The sequence below is a fragment of the Halobacillus sp. GSS1 genome (genome assembly GCF_017307035.1).
GTDB lineage: Bacteria > Bacillota > Bacilli > Bacillales > Halobacillaceae > Halobacillus > Halobacillus litoralis.
In genome coordinates, this window is record NZ_JAFLHE010000001.1 from 525102 (window position 1) to 547314 (window position 22213).

21 protein-coding genes are annotated in these 22213 nt (G+C 45.1%); 10 read left to right on the top strand and 11 right to left on the bottom strand.

Annotated elements, in window-relative coordinates; genetic code table 11:
• Nucleotides 1–170 precede the first annotated feature (170 nt).
• Nucleotides 171–695, bottom strand: coding sequence for a DinB family protein (locus J0K78_RS02695; RefSeq protein ID WP_206945265.1), 525 nt, complete (start codon nt 693–695; stop codon nt 171–173).
• A 606-nt stretch (nt 696–1301) separates the two neighbouring features.
• Here J0K78_RS02695 and J0K78_RS02700 point away from each other — a divergent pair.
• From J0K78_RS02700 to J0K78_RS02710, 3 genes are all read left to right on the top strand, one after another.
• The gene (locus tag J0K78_RS02700; protein WP_206945266.1) at nt 1302–2444 is read left to right on the top strand and encodes a glycosyltransferase family 4 protein; all 1143 of its coding nucleotides are present in this window, start codon (nt 1302–1304) and stop codon (nt 2442–2444) included.
• Between the two features lie 18 nt (nt 2445–2462).
• Nucleotides 2463–3779 (top strand): UDP-glucose dehydrogenase family protein, encoded by a 1317-nt coding sequence (locus J0K78_RS02705; RefSeq protein ID WP_206945267.1) that lies wholly within the window; start codon nt 2463–2465, stop codon nt 3777–3779.
• Between the two features lie 273 nt (nt 3780–4052).
• A complete protein-coding gene (locus J0K78_RS02710) occupies nt 4053–5498 on the top strand; it encodes a DHA2 family efflux MFS transporter permease subunit (protein WP_206945268.1) in 1446 nt (481 codons plus the stop codon).
• 102 nt (nt 5499–5600) lie between these two features.
• On the opposite strand, the gene J0K78_RS02715 is transcribed toward J0K78_RS02710, so the two are convergent.
• Nucleotides 5601–6707, bottom strand: a complete 1107-nt coding sequence (locus J0K78_RS02715; protein WP_206945269.1) for an NAD(P)/FAD-dependent oxidoreductase — start codon at nt 6705–6707, stop codon at nt 5601–5603.
• A 78-nt stretch (nt 6708–6785) separates the two neighbouring features.
• A complete protein-coding gene (locus J0K78_RS02720) occupies nt 6786–8108 on the bottom strand; it encodes a cytochrome P450 (RefSeq protein ID WP_206945270.1) in 1323 nt (440 codons plus the stop codon).
• A 233-nt stretch (nt 8109–8341) separates the two neighbouring features.
• Here J0K78_RS02720 and J0K78_RS02725 point away from each other — a divergent pair, with 233 nt between their 5' ends.
• A complete protein-coding gene (locus tag J0K78_RS02725; RefSeq protein WP_206945271.1) occupies nt 8342–8527 on the top strand; it encodes a hypothetical protein in 186 nt (61 codons plus the stop codon).
• Between the two features lie 40 nt (nt 8528–8567).
• Here the strand turns inward: J0K78_RS02725 and J0K78_RS02730 are convergent, their stop codons facing one another.
• The 5 genes from J0K78_RS02730 to J0K78_RS02750 form a co-directional block, all read right to left on the bottom strand.
• The gene (locus J0K78_RS02730) at nt 8568–9341 is read right to left on the bottom strand and encodes an alpha/beta hydrolase (protein ID WP_206945272.1); all 774 of its coding nucleotides are present in this window, start codon (nt 9339–9341) and stop codon (nt 8568–8570) included.
• Between the two features lie 133 nt (nt 9342–9474).
• Entirely contained in the window at nt 9475–10539 is a 1065-nt protein-coding gene (locus tag J0K78_RS02735; RefSeq protein ID WP_206945273.1) for an NAD(P)H-dependent flavin oxidoreductase, read from the bottom strand.
• A 51-nt stretch (nt 10540–10590) separates the two neighbouring features.
• Nucleotides 10591–11133, bottom strand: a complete 543-nt coding sequence (locus J0K78_RS02740; RefSeq protein ID WP_206945274.1) for a cysteine hydrolase family protein — start codon at nt 11131–11133, stop codon at nt 10591–10593.
• A gap of 149 nt (nt 11134–11282) precedes the next feature.
• Complete coding sequence (locus J0K78_RS02745; RefSeq protein WP_206945275.1) at nt 11283–12758, bottom strand: UDP-N-acetylmuramoyl-L-alanyl-D-glutamate--2,6-diaminopimelate ligase; 1476 nt, start codon at nt 12756–12758, stop codon at nt 11283–11285.
• Nucleotides 12759–12985: 227 nt separating this feature from the next.
• Nucleotides 12986–13426 (bottom strand): hypothetical protein, encoded by a 441-nt coding sequence (locus J0K78_RS02750; RefSeq protein ID WP_206945276.1) that lies wholly within the window; start codon nt 13424–13426, stop codon nt 12986–12988.
• A gap of 108 nt (nt 13427–13534) precedes the next feature.
• On the opposite strand from J0K78_RS02750, the gene J0K78_RS02755 reads away from it, so the two are divergent.
• Nucleotides 13535–13984 carry an ASCH domain-containing protein gene (locus J0K78_RS02755; RefSeq protein WP_206945277.1) on the top strand — a complete coding sequence of 150 codons (450 nt, stop codon included), beginning with the start codon at nt 13535–13537 and terminating at the stop codon, nt 13982–13984.
• Here J0K78_RS02755 and J0K78_RS02760 read toward each other — a convergent pair.
• Nucleotides 13966–14121 carry a hypothetical protein gene (locus J0K78_RS02760; RefSeq protein ID WP_206945278.1) on the bottom strand — a complete coding sequence of 52 codons (156 nt, stop codon included), beginning with the start codon at nt 14119–14121 and terminating at the stop codon, nt 13966–13968. The genes J0K78_RS02755 and J0K78_RS02760 overlap by 19 nt on opposite strands.
• 256 nt (nt 14122–14377) lie before the next feature.
• Here J0K78_RS02760 and sppA point away from each other — a divergent pair, with 256 nt between their 5' ends.
• Nucleotides 14378–15376, top strand: a complete 999-nt coding sequence (sppA, locus tag J0K78_RS02765) for a signal peptide peptidase SppA (RefSeq protein WP_206945279.1) — start codon at nt 14378–14380, stop codon at nt 15374–15376.
• A gap of 12 nt (nt 15377–15388) precedes the next feature.
• Nucleotides 15389–15931, top strand: a complete 543-nt coding sequence (locus J0K78_RS02770) for an RDD family protein (RefSeq protein WP_206945280.1) — start codon at nt 15389–15391, stop codon at nt 15929–15931.
• A 253-nt stretch (nt 15932–16184) separates the two neighbouring features.
• Here J0K78_RS02770 and J0K78_RS02775 read toward each other — a convergent pair whose 3' ends face one another.
• Nucleotides 16185–17342, bottom strand: coding sequence for a PstS family phosphate ABC transporter substrate-binding protein (locus J0K78_RS02775; protein WP_206945281.1), 1158 nt, complete (start codon nt 17340–17342; stop codon nt 16185–16187).
• A 143-nt stretch (nt 17343–17485) separates the two neighbouring features.
• Between J0K78_RS02775 and J0K78_RS02780 the strand changes: the two genes are divergently transcribed.
• The 3 genes from J0K78_RS02780 to J0K78_RS02790 are packed head-to-tail and all read left to right on the top strand — an operon-like array spanning nt 17486 to nt 21090.
• On the top strand, nt 17486–18865 hold the full coding sequence (locus tag J0K78_RS02780) for a spore germination protein (protein WP_206945282.1): 1380 nt from the start codon (nt 17486–17488) through the stop codon (nt 18863–18865).
• Nucleotides 18858–19952, top strand: a complete 1095-nt coding sequence (locus J0K78_RS02785; protein WP_206945283.1) for a GerAB/ArcD/ProY family transporter — start codon at nt 18858–18860, stop codon at nt 19950–19952. The genes J0K78_RS02780 and J0K78_RS02785 overlap by 8 nt, the downstream gene beginning before the upstream one ends.
• Nucleotides 19942–21090, top strand: a complete 1149-nt coding sequence (locus tag J0K78_RS02790; protein WP_206945284.1) for a Ger(x)C family spore germination protein — start codon at nt 19942–19944, stop codon at nt 21088–21090. The genes J0K78_RS02785 and J0K78_RS02790 overlap by 11 nt, the downstream gene beginning before the upstream one ends.
• A 24-nt stretch (nt 21091–21114) precedes the next feature.
• Here the strand turns inward: J0K78_RS02790 and J0K78_RS02795 are convergent, their stop codons facing one another.
• A complete protein-coding gene (locus J0K78_RS02795) occupies nt 21115–22125 on the bottom strand; it encodes a serine hydrolase domain-containing protein (protein WP_206945285.1) in 1011 nt (336 codons plus the stop codon).
• Nucleotides 22126–22213: the final 88 nt, after the last annotated feature.

The following is a 22213-nucleotide window of genomic DNA, read 5'->3' on the forward strand; positions in this document are numbered from 1 at the left end:
ATTGAAAAGTCACCGATAGAAAGGCGAAACCTACTGATAAGAGTGCACAAAATGACAGAGGCAGTTCAATATTCTAAAGAAAACATAAATAAAGAAGCGGTCCAGGTGCAAACGCCACCGGCCGCTTCTTTAATTCTATAGGATTATCATCATGAAACAGGTTATTATTCTTATAGTTTTATTTTTTGTTTCTTCGAACGAATCATAGCACGGATTTGTCCGCGGTGGCTGATTTCATCTTCCATGACATGGAACCATAAGTAATAGGGGTTGTACTTTACTCCGTTCGGCCAGGAGCGTTCCTCAAACAGCCAGTCATCGTCTTTTTCTTTCAAGTATTCAAGCGTCATATCTCTCGTCGTCTCGAGGAGATCCAAATAATCATCCACCGGTATAGAATGGAATTTTGCGCGGGCCTTGTCCCCCAATTCAAGTGCCGCTCCCCATTCTTCCTCTTCATTTGAAGTTAAATCCCGCTCTTCAAAACTGATGACCTGATGGACAAACTCAACCGCTGCCATATGGGAGAGAAGCATACCAATGGAGTTTCCACCGGTTTCGCACTCATCAAGTTCTTCCTGCGTGAGGTCCGCTACTTCCTGGATCGTCACCGCACGTGCGTGTTCAAGCATACATACGAGCTCCCCGATTTTTTCAGAAAAACCTTTTTCTGATTGAACTTGATAAGAAATCATAAAAACTTCCTCCTCTTCTTTTTTACATATTTTCAGGTATTGAGCCCGAATTCCTTATATTTTTACAGGCTCATTATACATATTCGACATGTTTATGCCTGAACCTTCTTCAAAACGTTGACGCCCTCGAATATTGTAGATATTTTTGTTGTTTAATCTTGATGAAATGACGGTATATGCTAAGTATGAACAAAGCGGTGATGTCTGTTCGTCAAAAATATGCTGGCCCCATTAAATTTTGAGGAGGAAACTAAAGATGAACATCAAAGTGGGCATTTGGAACAAGTTGACAAACCAAGACAAGATGATCCTATTAAAAGCCGTAAGCCAGCACTCTCTTACAAAAAAATCAGCGTAAATATACACAGCCTTCCACGATACTCTCTTCATACCATCGCCATACTTTCCAACACATCCCGGAAGCAGCCTCTATATTCTTCTGACAAAACCTGCCTAAGCAGGTTTTTTTGTCGTTCTCTTCTTTTGTCAATTTCACGTAAAGTTGTTTTCCTTTCTTCCTTCTCCTGCATAAACCCTTTTTTCTGCGAATAGATAAGTACCGAAGGACAAGGTCGCAGCGTTTGTTGCTTAAAGGGGGAACGGAAGATGAAAGTGGCCATTTTTACAGATACGTATGTACCACAAGTCAATGGAGTCGCTCGTACATTAAAACGGTGGACGGGATACCTCGAACAGAAACGCATCCCCTACAGGGTTTATGCGCCTGACTTAAAAAGTAAAGAAGAGTACGCCGATCACATTCATAGATTTAACAGCGTCCCTTTCTGGCTTTACCCGGAATGCCGTCTGGCTCTCCCTAATTTGATGAAAATCAAAAGAGACCTTGAAGTATTCCAACCGCACCTGATCCATATCGCCACTCCCTTCAACCTGGGCCTCGCCGGGCTGCATCTTGGCAAGAAGATGGACATTCCACTCGTGGGTTCTTATCATACGCACTTCGATCAATATTTAGACTATTACAAATTGTCTTTCCTCTCCCCTTTTGTCTGGAAATATATGCATTGGTTTCATCAGTCCTTCAAAAAAACCTTTGTTCCTTCCCTACATACGAAAAGAGAATTGGAGCAGCAAGGGCTCCATAATCTTGGACTGTGGCAGAGAGGTGTAGACCATCAGCTCTATTCTCCCGATCATAAGGATGACGATGTGAGAAAACATTTTTCAATCGACGCCCCTATTCTATTAACCTATGTCGGACGACTCGCACCCGAGAAGGGGCTGGACGTCCTCATGAAGGTGGCCAAAAACCTCCCTCATAGAATGAATGAAAACATTCACTGGCTTATTGTTGGCGACGGCCCCTTAAGAAATCATCTTCACTCCATCGCTCCTGAAAACATGACGTTCACAGGTTTTCAGGATGGAGATATGCTCGCTCGCATCTATGCAACTTCTACGCTATTCGTTTTCCCTTCAGCTACTGAGACGTTCGGTAATGTCGTCCTCGAATCCCTATCCTCCGGAACACCTGTGGTGGCAGCAAATGCCGGTGGTGTAAAAGAAATCGTAAGCCATGGAAATACAGGGGTGTTATGCAACCCAAATGATGTCCAGTCGTTCACTCAAGGAATCATGGATCTACTGTCAGACCCGGATCGACTGGATGCTATGAGGAAACAGGCGCGCCAGGAAGCCTTAGACAGGTCATGGGAAGAAATCTTTGAACAACTACTCAACGATTACAAAGATGTGATTGGCGAAATGAAGCTCGCCTCTTTCGCTTAGAGACAGGAGAAGATGAATATGAGAAAAATCGCGGTTATCGGCACAGGATACGTCGGTCTGGTCACAGGAACCTGTCTTGCGAGTCTAGGTCATGAAGTCACCTGTGTGGATATTGATAAAAAAAGAATATCCACTCTACAAGATGGAAAGTGCCCTCTCCATGAGCCCGGTCTCTCTTCTTTGATGCAATCCAATCTTAACGAAAAGCGGCTGCAATTCACTTCTGATCTAAAAAAAGCTGTCCAGCATGCAGAAGCCATTTTCATCGCCGTCGGCACCCCGGAAAATAAAGACGGGTCGGCTGATCTTTCTTATGTGAAGACCGCTGTCAAAGACCTCTCTCTTTATATCAACGACGAAACGGTTGTCATCATTAAAAGTACGGTCCCCCCTGGAACCAATGACAAAGTCCGTTCCTGGATGCACTTACATGCTGGGCGGGCGTTCCAGGTCGTATCGAATCCAGAATTTTTGAGAGAAGGATCGGCTATCCATGATTTCTTTTATAGCGACCGTATCGTCATCGGATCTAAAGAAACAGAAGCTGCACAATTCCTTGAAGACTTTTACAGCAGTATGAAAACACCCCGACTGCATACGGATCCCTTAAGTGCGGAAATGATCAAATATGCGTCCAATGCTTTTTTAGCTGCAAAAATCAGCTTCATCAATGAAATATCTTCAATCTGCGAAGAGTTAGGAGCAGACATCGAGCAGGTAGCCCAGGGGATGGGGATGGACCGGCGCATAGGGGAACCATTCCTCCGGGCAGGAATCGGATTCGGCGGGTCCTGTTTTCCTAAAGACACGAAAGCTCTCGTCCAGGTAGCCAAAGAAACCGGTCATTCGTTCAAGCTTCTGTCTACAGTCATGGATGTGAACGAAAGGCAAAAGAATCTCCTGATTGAAAAAGCGTTAAAACGTTATGGCAGCTTGAAAGGGAAGGCTGTAGCGGTCCTTGGCCTTTCTTTTAAACCGAATACCGATGATATCCGTGAATCTCCAGCTCTTTCGATCATTCAACGCCTTCAGGAACTGGGGGCCGTCCCCATCGCTTATGATCCTGTGGTCAGGAGCATCCCCTTCTGTACCGTCGTTGATACCATCCATGAGGTTTTAACAGGGGCTGATTTTGCGATGATCTGTACAGAGTGGCCTTCTATTAGTGACTTATCTTTGGAAGTGTACGAAAACACAATGAAGGAAGCCGTCGTATTTGATGGGCGTAATTGCTATACACGGGAAGACCTAGAAGGGAGAAACATTGAGTACCATTCCGTAGGACGTCCTTCATATAAAGGAACCCGGTCAAACAAGCCGTCCTCCAGGCTCTAAGCTTTGGTGTGTCCCCTCTCTTGACTCCTCTGTCTCCTTGCCTGTTTATAAAAAAGTAGAACCTCGAAGCATCATCCATGCATCGAGGTTCTACTTTTTCCGATTGACAGGATGATGGTAAAGACTAAAACATTCTATCCTTACTAATAAGAATAAAAAAACAACCATGAAGTTTACATAATATATAACTAGTAAACTGAGTTGGATGAGTTGTCCTCCCATCCCGCCGAGGAGTATAATGGTATATTAGTTGATTCATAGGAGGACGACATTATGACATCCAAAGGTACCAACAAAGTGCTGATGGCTGCACTTTTACTCGCTGGTTCCTTTATTACGATATTAAACCAGACGCTTATGATCACAGCCATTCCTCCCATTATGGATGAAATGAATGTGACAGCGAACTCAGCCCAGTGGCTGATCACTGTATTCATGCTTGTGAACGGTGTGATGATTCCCGTCAGTGCTTTCCTTATCGAACGGTTCACCACGAGACAGCTTTTCATTTCGGCCATGAGTGTATTTGCCTTCGGAACCATCCTTGGCGGACTCGCCTTAAATTTCCCTCTCCTTCTTTTGGGCAGAGTCGTTCAGTCTGCAGGCGCAGGTGTGATGCTTCCTTTGATGCAGACCGTCTTTCTCATGATTTTTCCCGTTCATAAACGCGGGACGGCTATGGGATACATTGGACTTGTCATTTCATTCGCACCAGCCATCGGACCTGCGCTCAGCGGCTACATTACCTCCGCTTATACGTGGAGATATTTGTTCTGGATGATCTTGCCTCTGGCTATTTTAATCATTGTTCTCGCTTACTTCATTCTGAAAAATGTAACCGAACTCTCTTATCCTAAGGTCGATCCGGTTTCCATCATCCTTTCTTCCGTAGGTTTCGGGGGGCTCTTATACGGTTTCACACTCGCTGGGAACCAGGGGTGGACGAGCATCGACACGGTTACCGTTTTGACCATCGGCGCTGTAACTTTGACCTTGTTCATCCTGAGACAGCTGCGGATGCATCATCCCATGCTTGAATTCCGTGTCTTCAAGTACCCTGTCTTTGCCATAACGACCGTCATCGCAATGATTACATTCCTGGGTTTAATCGGTGCAGAAACCTTGATTCCTTTATTTATGCAGGACATGCGTGAATTCTCTGCCTTCGAATCGGGACTCGCCCTGCTGCCGGGAGCGGTCATTACCGCACTCATGTCGCCAATTACGGGCCGTATTTTTGATAAAATAGGTGCACGTCTGCTTGCTGTTGTCGGGCTCACGATCATCACAGGGGCTTCTCTTGCTTTCTCTTTCTTAAATATCGAAACGACCTTTACAACGATCACTGTCTTATACGCGATCCGGATGTTCGGGTTATCGATGGTCATGATGCCTGTAACGACGGCTGGATTGAATCAATTGCCTAAAAAACTCATTCCGCACGGCGCGGCCATGAGCAACACGATGCGTATGGTCGCAGCTTCCGTCGGTACAGCGATTCTTGTCACGGTGATGACGACAACCGCTCAAACCGCCGAGAGCAATCCGTCGATCGATCATCCATCGATATACGGCGTGAATATCGCCTTCTTCATCGTCACAGCTTTATCCCTTGCCGGATTGGTTCTGGCTTTCTTCGTAAAGCGGACCTACCCACCAGATGAAGAGCAAGTCGATGAAACCGAAGAAAAGCAATATCAAAAGGCCGAAAGCCAATAATTCCTTAGACTTTTGAACACCATCACTTTTGATAGGTACAAATCTTATTAAAAAAAGCCATGAAAAAGTTCCCTTCATCATTTAATGAGGGAACTTTTTTTGTTATATGAATAAATGATCCGCTGTATAATTGGAAAAATCGAGTTCCGTGTCTGCATCTAATAAATATTTCGCAAGCTCAGATCCAATGTAAGGACCACTTGTCAGACCAGAGGCTCCTAAACCATTCGCCACCACGACGTTCTCAAGACCAGGAACTTTCCCAATGACCGGTGTTGAGCCTGGGGTGAACGGCCGGAATCCGACCTTTGTTTGGACATAAGTAGCATCTGCTAGTCCAGGAGCTACTCGAAGGGCCTTATCCATCAACTGATGAACAGAACCTGCCGTGACTCTGGAGTCAGACGCCTTTTCTTTCGTTGCACCAATGACCACCCGTCCTTTACCGAACGAGAGGATATAGTGGTTGAAAGGCGGCAGCATCACAGGCCAACTCCCTGTATCGAAGTCCTTCATATCCACGTGGACTATCTGCGCTTTTTCAAAAGTGACGTTTGGTCTCATTCCCAACGGCTCAAACAACGGCTTCGTCCACGCCCCGTTCGCGACCACAACCCGATCAGAAAAGATTTTTTCCCCATTCACATATACGCCTTCGACTCGCTTGTTTTCATAAAGGAAGGTAGCCTCTCCACTTATAAATGCCGCTCCTTTTTTTCTGGCCGCCCTTAATAAGGAGGAGGTCACTTCCCCTCCGTTCACGCGGGCACCCCCTGAAATGTGAAGCGCTCGATAGTGTTCAGCTACGGGCGGAAATATCTCTTTCGTTTCTTTTAGGGAAAGGCAGGAGATCTCCCCCATTTCCGGTGCCTGCTCTTTCCTTTCGAGAGCAACCTTCCGTTTCTTTTCCAGCTTTTCTTCTGTATCGAAGATATTGATCGCTCCTACCTGCTTGTAGCCGGTTTGTGTTTCACCTGCCTCCGCAAGTTTTTCCATCAAGGTAGGGTAATACTTCGCCCCGCCTTTAACGAGAGGATACCACACTTGATTGCTTCGATTCGTCAGCCACGGGCAGACGATTCCCGCTGCATTACGCGTCGCCTGTTCCGGATCGTTCCGGTCAATGACTACCACTTCTTCGCCTTGTTCAGCGAGATGGTACGCTGTCGACGCTCCTAATATTCCTGCTCCAATAATGATTGTTTTCATAGTTACACCTTCAATCCCTGTCATTTCACCTGTTAATATTGTACATGAACAAAATGACAGGGTACAGAAAACAACGACTTACCGGCTTCCAGTTTCTTTTTTTGAGAGACGGAGTTTAAGACCATGCTTCATGCGCAGCGTCACTAATGGCTCGACCATGACAGGAAAAGCTTCTGAAGAAGGGGCAAACTTGAATGATCGAATGAGAGACGAGAGAATGACAAGCATTTCGAGCATAGCGAAGTGCTGCCCGATACATACGCGGGGCCCACCACCAAATGGCAAATATAAATAATCAGGTCCTCCAAGAAGACGTCCGTCCTCAAAGCGTTCAGGAAGGAATTCCTCTGGATAATCGACATACTTGCTGTGCCGATGCATCAGATAAGGACTCACCATAACGGTCGCTCCTTTTTTGATGAACGTGGACCCAATGTTCACATCTTCCCTGGCCCGCCGGCCAAATACCCAGGCAGGAGGATACAGGCGCATGCTTTCGAGAATCACTTTTTTTGTGTACAAAAGGTTCCCTGTTTCCTCCACGGACGGCGTATCACTGGAAAGGACTTGTTCGATTTCACTTTCCACTTTTTGATAACAATCGGGATGCTCCATGAGTAATTGGAACGTCCATATCAACGCCGACGCCGTCGTCTCATGACCGGCAAGAAAAACAGTCATGACTTCATCACGGAGTTGTTGAGGACTCATTCTATGACCCTCTTTATCTTCTGCTTCCTTCATGACATGGAGAAGGTGTTCTTCACTTCCCTGCTCATCATGGATGATGGAATAGACGACCTCGTCCAACTTTTCCACCGCGTCATCGAACAATCGATTGCGGACCGTTTTCCATGATCGGGGCGATTTGAAGACACTGCGGATTCTCTGGGAGGCGATTTCCATAGCGGTATCCAGCTGCTGCCCTACTTGATCATGGTGTGCTTTTACCTCCGTACCGAACATGGTCTCGGTGATCACTTGAAGGGTGAGACTTCTAATATCTTCAGAAATCAACCGTTCTTCGTCTTTCCAAAGAGACGTATGCTCCGTAACGATTCGCCCCATCGTTTCACAGTAGCGCTGAATATGCTTCGGGGTAAAGAAAGGCTGGATTTTTCTGCGCTGCTGTCGATGAAGATTCCCCTCACTCAATAAAAGTCCTTTACCTAGAAGTGGTTCCAACTCCTGAAAAGGTTTGGATTTGTAAAAAAAGTCCGCTTTTCTAACAAGTACTTCCTGAATCAAAGCCGGATGCATCAACATGAAAACCGGCCTGTGAGCAAACCTGAACCTTGTTACCGGCTTCTGTGTCTCTTCCATTTCCATGAGAAAGGCGAGTGGATCCTTTTTGAATGCCGGCAATTGCCCGAGTGGTGAACGACTCTTCCATTTCTGCATAACGTACCCCCTTAAACCTTCTATTAGAGGGTACTAGAGTGCATTACATTTTATTCATTCGTTTAAGTAACAGGGAAACTTTCCTTATGGATTTATAAGAATAGGGCAGGGTGTGCAAGGTTCGACTGCCCCTTCGGTTCGGAGAAGCTACTCACATTCCGCGGGAGACGGTAGCATGAAAGAAAGCAATCAGGTATGTTAATCTAGTAATGGAAAGAAAGGGGAGAAATCCTATGAATCAAGAGATGAAAATAGGGATTGCACTGATCGGCAGTTTCTTAATACTTATGGTCGGTTTGTTCCGACTATTTACCGCAGAACTTCAAGATGTCCCACTTTTTGTCGCTTACATACTTACCTTATCCGGCTTAGTTGGAGTGATTACGAATGGATGGAAGTGGAAAAAACGAGAGAAATAATTCTCTCGTTCTGCACGGTCTTCAAGGAATCGTCTTCCCTTTAGTATCCTATGTGTTTGTCCCAAGCGAATATCTGAGGTACCCTGCTCTTAAAAGCTGTATAATGATGAGTCCCGCCAACGATGACAGAAGATGTAAAGTTGGGGACCTTATCTTTCAACAAATGGGCCACCCTTTCGTTTGAAACGTGAAATTTTCGATTGATCTCTTCATCTTCACTTTCACAGTCTCCCCAGTCCATATAAAGTCGATGGATGGATGAGAGGTCAGATTTACTGATAAGCTCCTCCATTTTCTCCTGGTTACGCCAAAAAGCCGAAGAGAGAACGGCGACCTGTTTATAGGTACGAGGATATTTACAGGCTGCATAGACAGAAATCAGTCCCCCTAAGGAGATGCCAACCATTGATGTATTTTCTTTCAGGGTAAGGTATCTACGATCGATGAACGGCTTAAGCTCTTTCGTTACGAAATCAATGTACTGTTCCCCTTTACCCCCTAGATGACATTTATACCCAAGCATATGTTCACTGAAATCCCCATTCACCCATGGACAATATTCATTTATTCTCTCATCGGGGTTCTGATCAATGCCCACAACTATAACATCGATGTGATACTGATCTAAGTAGTCTTCAAGCGATAATGAAGTGCCACCTAACGCATCCGAATCACGAAAGACGTTCTGACCATCATGCATATAGATGACAGGATAACGCTTTTTGCCTTTAGGGTGATATGTGTGCGGCAGGTAAACGCTTATTCTTCTCGTTTCACAGAAGGGCGTCATATAGAGGTTCAGGAATTCAATCATATCGTCTCCTCCAGCTGAATCATTCCTTCAATAAGTGTTTGTTCACCCTAAGACTCCTGCTCTCTGAAAAACAATGTAAGAGCCCTAATCTGCACGTCCTGACCATGAGCTTTTTCTAAAAGATAGAGGCTTCTTAAAGTGATTCGTCTTCTACATAGGAAACGATCGCCTTCACAAGCGATGATGCGGATTGGGCCCGGCTTAAACGGGGGCTCTGCCCGGACCAAAGCGATAGATATTCCGGTCGATTTTGGCTGGCTGCTTCCTTGCGAATCTCTTTCGTCAGCATATTTTGAAGCGGGTAAGCTAACAGTTTGTGACTTTGTCCTTTTTCCATTTCCTCGATAAAAGAATTCCGAATGCTTCTTGCTGGTTTACCGCTGAAGGCTGAAGTGAGAACCGTCTCCGTCTCCTTCGATTTCAAAATCGCATCTTTATGTTGCGTTTTTGCTCCACTTTCCCGGCAAGTGACAAAGGCCGTTCCAAGCTGTGCTCCTTGAGCTCCTAAAGCAAGAGCGGCTTTAACTCCGCGTCCATCCATAATTCCCCCGGCCGCAATAACAGGAATCTTCACATGATCAGCCACCTGAGGTACAAGCGACATCGTCCCAATCATGGCTCGGTCAAAATCTCCGTTGAACGTTCCTCTGTGACCGCCCGCTTCACTTCCCTGGGCGACGACCATATCGACCCCATGCTCTTCATTGATGATTGCTTCTTCCACTGTGGTCGCTGTTCCAATGATGACGATTCCCTCTTTTTTCAAATCCGTGATCACTTCACGCGGCGGCACCCCGAATGTGAAAATGACAACAGGAATTTGTTCAGCCATCAGTCCTTCGATTTGTTTTTCAAAAAGAGAAGCGTCCTGCTCCACCCTCGGTTCTTGTTGAATATTCAACTCTGTGCGATAAGGAGCAAGCCATCGATTCGCCTCCTCTATTTCTTGCTTTGTCGCTTGTGGGTATTCCGGTACAAAGACATTCACACCGAACGTTCGACTTGTCAACTGCTTGATTTCCCTAATCCTATGTACCATCGCTTCAGGAGCCAGATAACCGGCTCCCAAATTCCCTAATCCACCTGCATTTGAAACCGCTGCGACGAGTTCGGGCGTCGTCACTCCACCCGCCATACCCGCTTGGATGATTGGATAATCGATCCTCAACGATTCAATCACTGAGCTTCCCTTCCACATGGGTTCAACTCCTTTCAAAATGAAAGTAACTGCGGATGGTGACCTCTTTAATTACTTCACTCTCTCCCATCCGAGCTCATGGGAAGATTTCAAATCAATAGCTGCTGTTTCACTCCAGAAATTTGTCAGCGTATGTTGAGTGTGGTCGATAATCTGAGCAGCTGTCAAAAAATCGTTCGAACAAGTGGTATGAGCGTCTGAAATTAAAGTAACGCGATAGCCATGATCAAAAGCTCCCCGTGAAGTAGAGTCGACACAATAGTCCGTCTGTGCCCCGCAAATAAAGAGATGGTCCGCTTCAGCCTTATCAAGCGCCTTCTTTAGGGATGTATTCACAAAGGCGTTCGGAACCGTTTTGAAAATCACTCCATCCTGCTCCAGAGGCTTCTCCAGGTCCGGATGCAGCTGCCAGCCCTCTGCGCCACGTTTCATCGGACCTTCCGGATATTCATGCTGCACGTAAATCACTGGAACCTGCTTTTCTCTCGCCCGATGGATGGCGCGATTCATATTGTTGATTTTCTCTTCACACTGATAGCTGTTTTCCATGACTGAGTTTTGCACATCAATGACGATTAATACCTCTTTCCCCATTCATTCACATCCTTTTTTGTATTCACTTGTAACTTTCTCTAAAAGCGTCCAAAGTTCCTTCATAAGATGAAAGGGTTGGTAAATAGTTACATTTATTCCAGCTGAGATTTTCAATGGAATAAAAAAAGAACCTGCCTTCAAAAGCAGGTTCACGCCATCATGTCTTTCTTCACTGATTTCAGTTTCCGTTTCATATCCTCTACCATTTCCTTGTCCGAATTCATAGGATAATGGTAATTCTGCTGGTAGCTCTCATGGCCTTTCCCAGTGATGATCACCCAATCCCTCGCTCCGCTGTTGACAATGGCTTCTTCAATCGCGAGCGTCCGATCCGGGATAATCCTGCCTTTCGAATCGCCATACTCTTTTTGCAGGTCTTCAAGCGTGGCTACCATTTCTTCGTAGCCCGCTGTATTCAGATCATCAAGTGTAAGGATGTAATGGTCTGATCGTATGGCGGAAGCACCAATCATTTCTCCCCTTTTTGATACATCCCTGTCCCCACGAAAACCGAACACATGCGTCAGGGAAGCAGCTCCCTGCTGCCTTGCTGTATCCAGGACATGTTCAATGCTGTCTGCAGTATGGGCATAGTCAATGACGACGGTCGGGCCGTTTTCAAATTCATAAAGTTCAAATCGACCGCGGATACCAGGTAAGGATTGCAGCGCGCTCTCCATGTCAGAAAATGAGAAACCGAGCTGAAGACCGACTCCATAGGCCTCCAAGGTATTATAGACATTGTGGGTACCCTGGAGCGGGGACCTTACATTTCGTTCTTCTCCATTATATTGAATGCAGGCGCTGAAATCATCGGTATTAATCTCCTGCACAATAATCTCATTTTCCAGATGGTGACCCACCTTACACAAGGATCTGCCTTCTTGCTCCAAAAGGCTCGCGAGCTTTTCCCCCCAGGCATCATCCGTATTGATGATCGATTTGCCTCCAGGTTTCAACATATGGAAAAGCTTTGATTTGGCCTCAAAATATGAATCCATCGAGTCATGGTAATCCAAATGATCTTTGTATAAGTTAGTGAATACGGCGTAATCGAACATTACTCCTTCCAGTCGGTACTGAGCAAGTCCATGGGACGAAACTTCCATCACGACGACATCATCCTTGCTTTCAGCGAGAAGCTTTTGAAGCAATGGAGCGCTCGGTGTCGTCTGAATTCCGGGAACGACTTTGTCATTGACCACATAATCGATGGTTCCGAACATCCCGCATGAATAGCCATTCTTTTCGCAAAGGTGCTTAATCATATGAGAGGTTGTCGTTTTTCCGTTCGTACCTGTAACACCGATCACAATTTTATCCTCAGAAGGATTTCCATAAAAAGCAGAGGCAATCTGTCCCAGCGCTTTCCTGCAGTTATCGGTCTCTAGACAAACCACTCCGTCGTGCTCCACTTTTTCTTCACTGACTACGACAGAGGCACCTTTATCGACCGCTTCGTCAATAAAGTCATGGCCGTCGACTTGATAACCTCGGACGGCTACAAAGACATACCCTTCTCTGACGTTCCGCGAGTCATCTGTGACACCGGTAATGAGCGAATGAGCATCTATTTTCTTTTTTGGATTTTGATTGAGTAATTGCATGATCTGTTCAACGTTCATCGTCGGTATCTCCTTTGATGTGTGTTACGTGTTGCATGCCCTATTTTAATGGAAAATACACCGCTACAGGCGGATTATCGACGAGATGTAAATGAATCTTAATATTCCCGTCAATAATATGGAAATCAACTTTTCATGAGACCGAAAGAATCATCTCCACAGAAAGTTCCCACCTTTATAAACCTGGCCGCTGCCATGAGCCACTTCTTCATAGTTTACCTATTCTTTTAAGCCCCTTGCTTTTCTTTACTCATTTTCTTATCAAAAACCGTTCTGTAATAGCTTCTTTCCTCCACTTTGATGTGATAATGCTCGGCAAACCATTCGAGCTCCGCCAAAACTTCTACCGAGTTAAAATTCATCACACGAAATGGAAATCCTCTCTTCTTTTTGATAGTTGCGGCGGGCGTTCCCCAGCCGGCATCCTTGAAAATAATCTTATGTATATCCTCGGGGTGCAGTGTACTTCCAATAACCCTAAGGTGAAAAAAACAGACGTGGTATTCAATCGTTTGGTCCACCTTTAATTGATAAGAGAACCCATAGATAAGAAGCATCATTGCAAAAAATATAAGTGTGAGTATAGTGGTGTCCTGTTCACGAAGGTCTGTTATGAAAATGGGGACACATGCGGGGATCACCCACCGTGGTGGTCTGGCATGATACATCGAACTCCTCCCTCCTGAAAATGGAAAAAGTGCATGGAATTCATTATAACATCCCATAATGAAAGTAAACGATAAGTCTATCCCTATGTGGAAAAGGAGTGTTCGCACATGAACGAACAGACAAAAGAGTACTGGGATCGATATTGGAAAGGGCAGGAAAAACCTGAAAACGTCAAGGCTTGGTCATTCGGAACTGCCCCTGACCGTATGGCAAGACTGGTGATGGATGGTGTCAAGACTGCCACATGCTCGGCACGTCAAGCGTATGAGATTGAAAAAGAAGCGCTTCCTGAAGTCGGTGAATATAACATCATCCTTAATGGAGAAGATGAACCAGCCGCCATCATCAGAACGACAGAAGTGGAAGTGGTCCCCTTTAATGAAGTGACCGAAGCGTTTGCGAGAGCGGAAGGAGAAGGAGACCTCTCTCATAGACACTGGTTAGAGGTTCATAAGAAGTTCTTCAAGAAGGAAGCGGAAGAGCTCGGATATGAATACAGCGAAGATATGGATCTCGTTTGCGAGAGATTCCAACTTGTTCACGTGAACCCGGATTGAAGGACGGAAACCACTTCCGTCCTTTTTCCATTGATGGTCTGTGGCTGAAGAGCCATTCGTATGGATAATCCAACAAGTCCGATTAAAAAGACAATAATGATCGTAATGATGATCACTCTTAATTTATTTTGACTCAATGTCCAATCCCTCCTCCCCTTCTCTACCCGTTCCTTCAAACATCTATGCTTAGACTTTCTCTCTCACCTATTAGGGGTAAAGAGCGTTTTCTCTTTTTTAAAAAATGAGCGTAAAAAATCAATCAAATATGAAACCTTACAAATCCTAAATCGTAGAAAAGGTGTTCAGAACCACTGGGAGGTTCATTTTGTATCATTTGGACATATCCTTATGGTATGGTTGAATTCTGAACATCAGACAGAAAGGAGTTTACATATGAGCAAAAGAATAACAGCAAGTATTATTGCCGCTACGATCCTGATTCTCGCTCTTGTCGTCCAGCTGATCGGAACCGTCTTCACCGGGGAAGAAGCAGAGAATGAGACGATGGGCCTTTTTGCAAGCAGTGAGAATTTAGAAGAAAAAGTCGTTGAACGAGGATCCGGAAGCAAACGGATTGTGGAGTTGAACCTGGAAGGCGCCATCATCGACAACCCGAGTACGAACCCGAATCCTTTCGGTGGCGGTGGATACCAGCATGATCGCTTTATGAAAAAATTAGAAGCGATCAAAGAAGACAACTCCATCAAAGGGATTCACCTGTATGTCAACTCACCAGGTGGCGGCGTTTATGAAAGTGCTGAAATTCATGACAAACTGCTTGAAATCAAAGAAGCAGGCAAGACGATTTACGTGTCCATGGGGAACATGGCCGCTTCCGGCGGGTATTATGTTTCAGCTCCAGCGGATCGTATTTTTGCAAGTAATGACACGTTCACAGGTTCTCTAGGAGTCATCATGGAAAGCATCAACTATCAGGAACTCGCTAATGAATATGGTGTGAAATTCAATACCATCAAGAGCGGTGAATTTAAGGATATCATGAGCCCGACGAAGGAAATGACTGAAGCGGACAGAGAGATTCTCCAAACGCTTGTCGATGAATCCTATCAGCAGTTTGTCGACGTCATCGTTGAAGGACGCGAGATGTCTGAAAGCCGTGTGAAAGAATTGGCAGACGGGCGGATCTACTCAGGGAAACAGGCCGTTGAGAACGGACTGGTGGACGACATCGGATTCCGTGAAGACACGTTGAAGGCATTGAAAAAAGAAATCGGCGGCGACCCGCAGGTGTTCCAGTACAAAAATACGATGGGATCTTTCTTCAACCTGCCGCTTGCTGAAAGCTTGATGCCGAATAGTGAAATCCGCTACATCGAAGACTTGATGAGCAAGCGCCAGGGACCACGTATGATGTATATGTACACAGATTAAGGAGGGAACGATATGGATTACACCAATCATAACGAAAACGATGGGCAGCTATCATTGTTGGTCCATCATCAGAAAAACGACCTCCAAAAACTGTTGTACGCAGGATTCGGTTCCAGATTCCTTGCCTACATCATCGACTTGATTGTCATTTGGAGCGTCAACAGCATTGTGACCCGGCCTTTGCTGCGGCTCTTGAACCTCGAAGACGCCGAGCTTTGGGTACCTATGTTCAGCGCAGCGAATATTACGACATCGCTCATCTTTTTTGCTTATTTCATACTGATGACGAAGTACTTCCGTGCGACGTTAGGAAAAATGATACTGGGATTATCTGTCGTTTCTTTAAAAGGAGAATCTTTATCGAATGGTCAAATCATTTTCCGCGAGTGCATCGGCCGTTACATCAGCATGGCGATCCTGGGCCTCCCTTATTTGGTCGTCGCTTTCACGAAACGCCATCAGGGGATCCATGATCTTTTTGCTGACACGTCCGTCATCAAGAATAAGTTCAGAAAGCTGAATGATACCATCGAACATAGACCACAAACGGTATAACAAGGAACGCCTGCTTCCCATTTGGAAGCAGGCGTTTTTTATAGACCTTAACGATAAGGATCCTGTTTGCCCGTACCGTTCTTTTCCCCTTTTTCACGGCGAAGTGCATTCAGGTCTTTTTTGCTCTTGTTTTTCGCTTTTTTACCCATGTGCAAAGACCTCCCTTCTCCTCTATTTTGTGATGTTCTGCGAAAATCCATGTAATGAAATAACAACCACATATGATAAAAGGGGCAATCAAGTAGACCAGCGCCTAAGGGTGATCGGTTTGTTTCACAGGGATATAACCCGTATCTTCAATCAGCCTTTGACCCTCACTCGACAGGATCCACTCGATGAAAGACTCGACGTGTGGATTTTTTGATCCATTCGTAATCGCATAAAAGTTTCCGGTTAGAGGATAGTCACCGCTTTTGATATGAGGGACACTTGGAGCGATGCCATTGATGTTCACCAGCTTGATGTGATGCCCGTCGACCATCTTTGTCGCGAAAAATCGATAGCTGAAGCCAATACTGTTACGGTGGTTCCGGTAATCAGACGCTTTTTCAATCACCCCGCCCATCCCGTTGACTCGCTGGTCTCTAGGTGGGTCCATAATCGGAGTCTTTCCCATCATGTTCTCCAATCCTGTTTGACTGCCGCTTCCTTCCGGCCGTTGAAAAGCGATGATTTTTTGGTTTCTTCCGCCAACATCTTCCCAATTGGTGATTTCACCAGAATAGATTCCTCTCAATTGTTTCAATGTTAAAGAGTCGACTGGATTGTCTTTATGTACAAAAAACACGAAGGCTTCTTTCCCTATCGCTGTCTTCTCCATTTGCTTCAAGGTCTCTTGCTGCTCCTCGGAAGGTCCAGCTGTGAAAATGATGTCCACTTGAAACCTTGATAACCGTTGAAAAGCTCCGTTCGTTTTTGATACAGTGACCGGACTCTCACTACGATCCTCATAAGAATAGGTCCCTTCCGGATAAACGGCTTCTGCGAACGCAGCATAGACAGGATATAAGGCTGTCGCTCCATCTAATTCAGGAAGCCTTTCATCCAGTTGCAGAGAAGCAGGCTCATCCAGACGAGCAAGGTCAGATCCTTCCTTGTACGGTTGATAAGTGGAAAGATCGACTTCGGCGTTCGCAATTTCGATGCTTCGTATATACCATTCATAACTCCCATACAGAACAGAAGGAACAATGAATATCAGGATCATCATGGCCCATGTCCACTTCTGCTTGACCCTCTTATGTATGTTCAGAATGAAATAGTTGCCTGCAAAAAAGACAGCCATGCACAGGAAACCGACATACATGTATTCATTTCCCGAAGAAAGAATTCGCGCAAGGCCAAAAACAAACCATCCAATCATTCCAAACAATATCGTAAAAATCCAAGCCGCCATTTTTCTGCGCTTCATACAGATGCTCCCTTCCTTTTTATATAGATTAGCTTAACACATCACTTAGTGTAATTATACACTAAATGAAAAATATTGCGCTCGTTTAAATGAAAAACAAATGTACATACTAAAGAAAAACGACAGGGATTCGAGGTGAGTATATGGATCAATCATTGAACATCGAACAAATCCTTCGTGAAAAGCAGAAGAACCACCACGTGACCATCAAGAAACTTGAGTTGGATGAGCACTCCGTCCACGTCATTTACATACCTGCCATCACGGATGTTAAACAAATCCAGGATGCGATCCTCCTACCAATTCAAGAGTGGAATCACAAAGAGAGCCCCCTCCCCCATGCTTTTTCCGCAGAACCTTTGCTGCTGCTAGAGAAAAAAAACGATGTCGATCAATATCTGCTTGATGGTTTCACCCTGCTGATCGAACAACAAACCGTGTATGCGATCGACACGGCACAATTTGCTTACCGTTCCATCCAGGAACCAGTATCTGAGATGACACTGCGTGGTTCACGTGATGGATTTATCGAATCACTCGAACGAAACGTCGCTCTTTTGCGTGTACACCTACGCTCGACAGATTTGAAATTTGAAGAATTCACCATTGGTACCCGGTCCTTTACCAATGTATCCATCGCATATGTGGATCGTACGGTCAATGAAGAACTGTTGAAGGACGTCCGAGCAAGGATTCATGCCATCGAGGAGGATTACATCCCTGATGGTGGAGTGATGGAACAATTACTTGAAAAGAACAACTATTCGCTGTTTCCTGAAATTCAGGAAACCGAAAGACCTACGAAAGTGGCTAGCGCCCTTGTAGAAGGGAGAGTAGCGATTTTTGTAGAAGGTTCTCCTTCTGTGCTGCTAGCTCCAACAACATTGAACAGTCTATTTCAACAGGCTGATGATTACAATTTTAAATGGATTCCAGCTTCGCTCATCAGGTTGATGCGGTTTATGGCGGCTTTTTTTTCTGTCATGCTTCCTTCAATTTATATATCCTTGATCTCCTATCATCATGGTTTAATCCCTACGGATCTTGCCATATCCATCGCCAAAACCCGTGAAGGTGTGCCGATCCCGTCGTTCATGGAAGCGTTGATCATGCAACTCACCATCGAAACGTTGAGAGAAGCCGGTATCCGACTGCCAAAACCGATCGGACCTGCCGTCAGCATTGTCGGTGCGATTGTATTAGGAGAAGCAGCTGTAACCGCAGGAATAGTGAGCCCTTTGATGGTCATTGTCGTATCTTTCGCTGCCATCTGTTCATTCACTATCCCTGATTATGCATTAAGTCTGGCGCTTAGAACCATCAGTTTCGTCATGTTGTTTGCTGCCGCATTTCTAGGAATATATGGCTTGATTTTAGCCGTCTTCATCGTCAGCATTCACCTTATACATCTGCAAAGCTTCTCCGTGCCCTATATGGAACCATTCACACCTTTCTATGTGAAACGTTGGAAAGATTCCTTAATCCGATTCAAGTTGAAAAAAGGAGGCGGACGCATTGAGTGATTTGAAACAACTGACCATGCTTCAGATGGTCGTCGTATTCATATCTTCCATGATCGGCATCGGGATCATCCTCATGCCTCGGGACCTTGCCAAAACTGTAAATTCTCAGGACCTGTGGCTGAGTATTATTTTTGGCGCGGTCGCGGTGTCTGTTGTTTCCTGTTTATATGTAGCCCTGGCTGCCCGCTATCCTGGTCTCACTTTTTATGAAATGAGCACAAGAATCCTGGGGAAGTTCATAGGCTTCACTTTCAACTTTCTCTTCACTGTCTACACGCTCATCGTTGCTGCCTATATCTTAAGAGTGACTGGAGGAATCATAAAGAATTACCTGCTGGATACAACGCCTCTGTCTGTGGTCATTGGAACCTTTATTCTCGTCAGCATGTATTTGATCTATAACGGAGCGGGAGATATCGTCCGGTTCTTCCAACTCTATTTTCCAATCATGATGGTGATGTTCCTGGTCCTTTGTTTATTAAGTATCAAAAACTTCGACATCAACCATGTACGGCCCGTACTGCAAAACAATATATGGAGCACCATCAGTGGCGTGAAGATCACGTTCTTTTCTTTTTTAGGCATGGAGCTTTTATTGATCTTCGCCAAACTGATCAAAAAGAAGAAAGCCAAACATCTTCTGATCACGATGTGGACAAGTATCGGTTTGACCGCGCTCATTTATGTGGTCTTCCATATCATATCGATTGGAGTCCTTGGTGTGGAAGAGCTGAAAGAAATCACGTTCCCAACGATTGAAATGGCCAAAAGCATCGAATTTCAAGGTTTCTTTTTCGAGCGTTTTGAGCTGATTTTCATATTCGGATGGTTGACGACGGCCTTTACTTCCTTCACGGCTTATATGTACGCGTTGACTTTAGGGCTGAAACATATGTTCACACCCACTGGTTGGTTTCTGCCGGTCGCTGGTGTACTGATTTTTACTTTGACCTTAATTCCTGGAGGTCTTACGGAAGTTTTCCACTACTCGCCGCAGATCCAATTGATTTCGGTCGCAGCAATCATCGTCTTACCAGGACTTCTGTTGATTGTCTCTTTGATCAGGGGGAATACGTATGCTGCGTAAAATCATTTTCCCTTGTTTGCTGATGCTCTTTGTGTTGTCTGGCTGCTGGGATATTCGAGAGATTGAGGATGTCGGAATCATCACGGGCATGGGCCTGGATGTCAACGAAGAAAAGGATGAACTGACGATGATCAACCAATATGTCGTTCCGGGTAAGATTCCGACACAGCAAACCATTTCTCAGCACACGGTCCCGTATCAAAACATTTCCCAGTCCGGGAAAACCTTTTTTGAGATTATTCGTAACAACTCATTGGAAAGCAACCGACCTCCCAATTACACACACTTGAAATCAATCCTGTCCTCTACGGCATTATTTGAAAAAGAACGCGCCGACAAAGTGATCGACCTGTTCATCCGTGACCATGAGTTCAGAAGAACAACGCCTGTCTATCTGACCCGGGACCCAGTCCCTGATATCCTGAGTACCAATCCAGTAAAGGAATTTTTTCCTTCCATTCAAATCAAATCTCTCAGTGAAAACTCGAATAAAAATAATAAAAACTCAAAAAACTTCACAATTGGAGACATGTCACAAATGATTTCCGAAAAGAAAAGCTTTTTAATCCCGGGCATTGCATTGAATGGTGGAAAAATCAAAGCATCCGGAGCAGGAATCATCGAAGCGGGAAGTTCTAAGTATATCGGTTGGATTGATAGTGAGGATATGGAAGGAGTCCGCTATATCCAGAACACGGTGCAAGGCGGCTTCCTCTATTTAGACGAAGAAAACGTGGATGACGGACCGATTGTACTTGAAATCAAGGGGTCGAAAACGAAGTTCAAGACCAAAGTGAGCGGAGATAAACCGGAGATGACGATTCAGATCAGCACGTCGACAGTTCTGGCAGAAGACTGGGGAACAGGTAGAAATGTATACAATAAGGGATGGAAAAAAGGGATTGAAGAAGCTGCGAATACAGTCATCCAGAGAAAAGTGGAGCGTGTGCTGAAACTCGCCCAGCAGGAATACCAAATCGATTTTCTCAATATATCCAAATGGGTAAATATCCACGAACCGAAGTATTGGAGAGAACATAAAAAAGAATGGAACGAAATCTTTCCTGACATGGATTTCAAAGTTGAAATAACAACAGAAATTACAGACTTCGGCACCCAGAACTTCAACACAGAATAAAGGGAGGTTTCCCCTCCCCTTAGTTTATTTCTGCAAAAGTTCTTCCACCGCTTGGACGATTTTAAATGCCCCTCCCCCTTTATTGGAAAGAACTGTCACAATCGCTTGACGTTCTGGATAAACGCAAGAATGGAATTGAACACCAGGATCATAGCCCATCACATGGTAAACGGTCTGATCATGTACATCATCGAGCCAAATTCCATATCCGTATGAAGTGCCACTTTTGACTTTTATGTGTTTCGTTAAAAGCCGCTCGACATGGACGGCACCCATAAGTTTTTCACCCAGCAAGGCTTCCCAAAAACCAATCATGTCCAGACCTGTAACAAATGCTCCCCCATCCGATCCACCGACGACAGGAACGTCATACACATTGGTTTTGATAACCCCATCTTTTTCTATGTATCCAAGGGCAGTGTTGCCAGGCAGCTGATCCAAACGGTAATGACCAGAATCCTGCATGCCGGCCGCTTTGAAGATGTTTTCCGTTACATATGTGATATAAGACTGGTTCGCTACAGCTTCCACCACCAACCCTAAAATGATGAAACCTGCATTATTGTAGTGGAATTTCTCTCCTGGATCGAACATTTTCTCCTTATCTACAAACATCGGCAGGAAATCCTCGAGATTTTCCATCTTATACATCGGCTTCTCTTCCCACAGTTCTGAAAAGTCGTCCATGACTGCTTCATCAAAATAATCAGGGATTCCTGACGTATGTGTCAATAAGTGGTGAATGGTCACTCGTTCATCGATACAATGGAGGCTTTGCTCCAACAACTGATGAACGGGCGTATCGTAAGCGAACTGATTCTGTTCCACGAGCTGAGCAATAGCTACAGCTGTGAACAATTTGCTGCCTGAAGCTATACCGAATTTTGTATCCTTTTGATTAGGAAGGCTTTCAGCAAGATTTCTGTAACCAAACCCTTCTGAATAGACGACTTCCTCTCCCTGTTTAACAACAATAGAGCCTGAAAAACCTTCTCTTTCTGCGATTTCACGAACCTTGGCATCCACTCTTTCCATCTCCTTTTTCTATAGAATCTGATGATCATACGACCGACCTGTCTTCTCCTTTTGGTTTTACTTCGCCCCTGTAAGGAAACGAGTATGG

What these genes read in the sequence shown, in the direction of transcription:
- J0K78_RS02695 (WP_206945265.1), bottom strand. Translation starts at nt 695, where the DNA reads ATGATTTCTTATCAAGTTCAATCAGAAAAAGGTTTTTCTGAAAAAATC.
- J0K78_RS02700 (WP_206945266.1), top strand. Translation starts at nt 1,302, where the DNA reads ATGAAAGTGGCCATTTTTACAGATACGTATGTACCACAAGTCAATGGA.
- J0K78_RS02705 (WP_206945267.1), top strand. Translation starts at nt 2,463, where the DNA reads ATGAGAAAAATCGCGGTTATCGGCACAGGATACGTCGGTCTGGTCACA.
- J0K78_RS02710 (WP_206945268.1), top strand. Translation starts at nt 4,053, where the DNA reads ATGACATCCAAAGGTACCAACAAAGTGCTGATGGCTGCACTTTTACTC.
- J0K78_RS02715 (WP_206945269.1), bottom strand. Translation starts at nt 6,707, where the DNA reads ATGAAAACAATCATTATTGGAGCAGGAATATTAGGAGCGTCGACAGCG.
- J0K78_RS02720 (WP_206945270.1), bottom strand. Translation starts at nt 8,108, where the DNA reads ATGCAGAAATGGAAGAGTCGTTCACCACTCGGGCAATTGCCGGCATTC.
- J0K78_RS02725 (WP_206945271.1), top strand. Translation starts at nt 8,342, where the DNA reads ATGAATCAAGAGATGAAAATAGGGATTGCACTGATCGGCAGTTTCTTA.
- J0K78_RS02730 (WP_206945272.1), bottom strand. Translation starts at nt 9,341, where the DNA reads ATGATTGAATTCCTGAACCTCTATATGACGCCCTTCTGTGAAACGAGA.
- J0K78_RS02735 (WP_206945273.1), bottom strand. Translation starts at nt 10,539, where the DNA reads ATGTGGAAGGGAAGCTCAGTGATTGAATCGTTGAGGATCGATTATCCA.
- J0K78_RS02740 (WP_206945274.1), bottom strand. Translation starts at nt 11,133, where the DNA reads ATGGGGAAAGAGGTATTAATCGTCATTGATGTGCAAAACTCAGTCATG.
- J0K78_RS02745 (WP_206945275.1), bottom strand. Translation starts at nt 12,758, where the DNA reads ATGAACGTTGAACAGATCATGCAATTACTCAATCAAAATCCAAAAAAG.
- J0K78_RS02750 (WP_206945276.1), bottom strand. Translation starts at nt 13,426, where the DNA reads ATGTATCATGCCAGACCACCACGGTGGGTGATCCCCGCATGTGTCCCC.
- J0K78_RS02755 (WP_206945277.1), top strand. Translation starts at nt 13,535, where the DNA reads ATGAACGAACAGACAAAAGAGTACTGGGATCGATATTGGAAAGGGCAG.
- sppA (WP_206945279.1), top strand. Translation starts at nt 14,378, where the DNA reads ATGAGCAAAAGAATAACAGCAAGTATTATTGCCGCTACGATCCTGATT.
- J0K78_RS02770 (WP_206945280.1), top strand. Translation starts at nt 15,389, where the DNA reads ATGGATTACACCAATCATAACGAAAACGATGGGCAGCTATCATTGTTG.
- J0K78_RS02775 (WP_206945281.1), bottom strand. Translation starts at nt 17,342, where the DNA reads ATGAAGCGCAGAAAAATGGCGGCTTGGATTTTTACGATATTGTTTGGA.
- J0K78_RS02780 (WP_206945282.1), top strand. Translation starts at nt 17,486, where the DNA reads ATGGATCAATCATTGAACATCGAACAAATCCTTCGTGAAAAGCAGAAG.
- J0K78_RS02790 (WP_206945284.1), top strand. Translation starts at nt 19,942, where the DNA reads ATGCTGCGTAAAATCATTTTCCCTTGTTTGCTGATGCTCTTTGTGTTG.
- J0K78_RS02795 (WP_206945285.1), bottom strand. Translation starts at nt 22,125, where the DNA reads ATGGAAAGAGTGGATGCCAAGGTTCGTGAAATCGCAGAAAGAGAAGGT.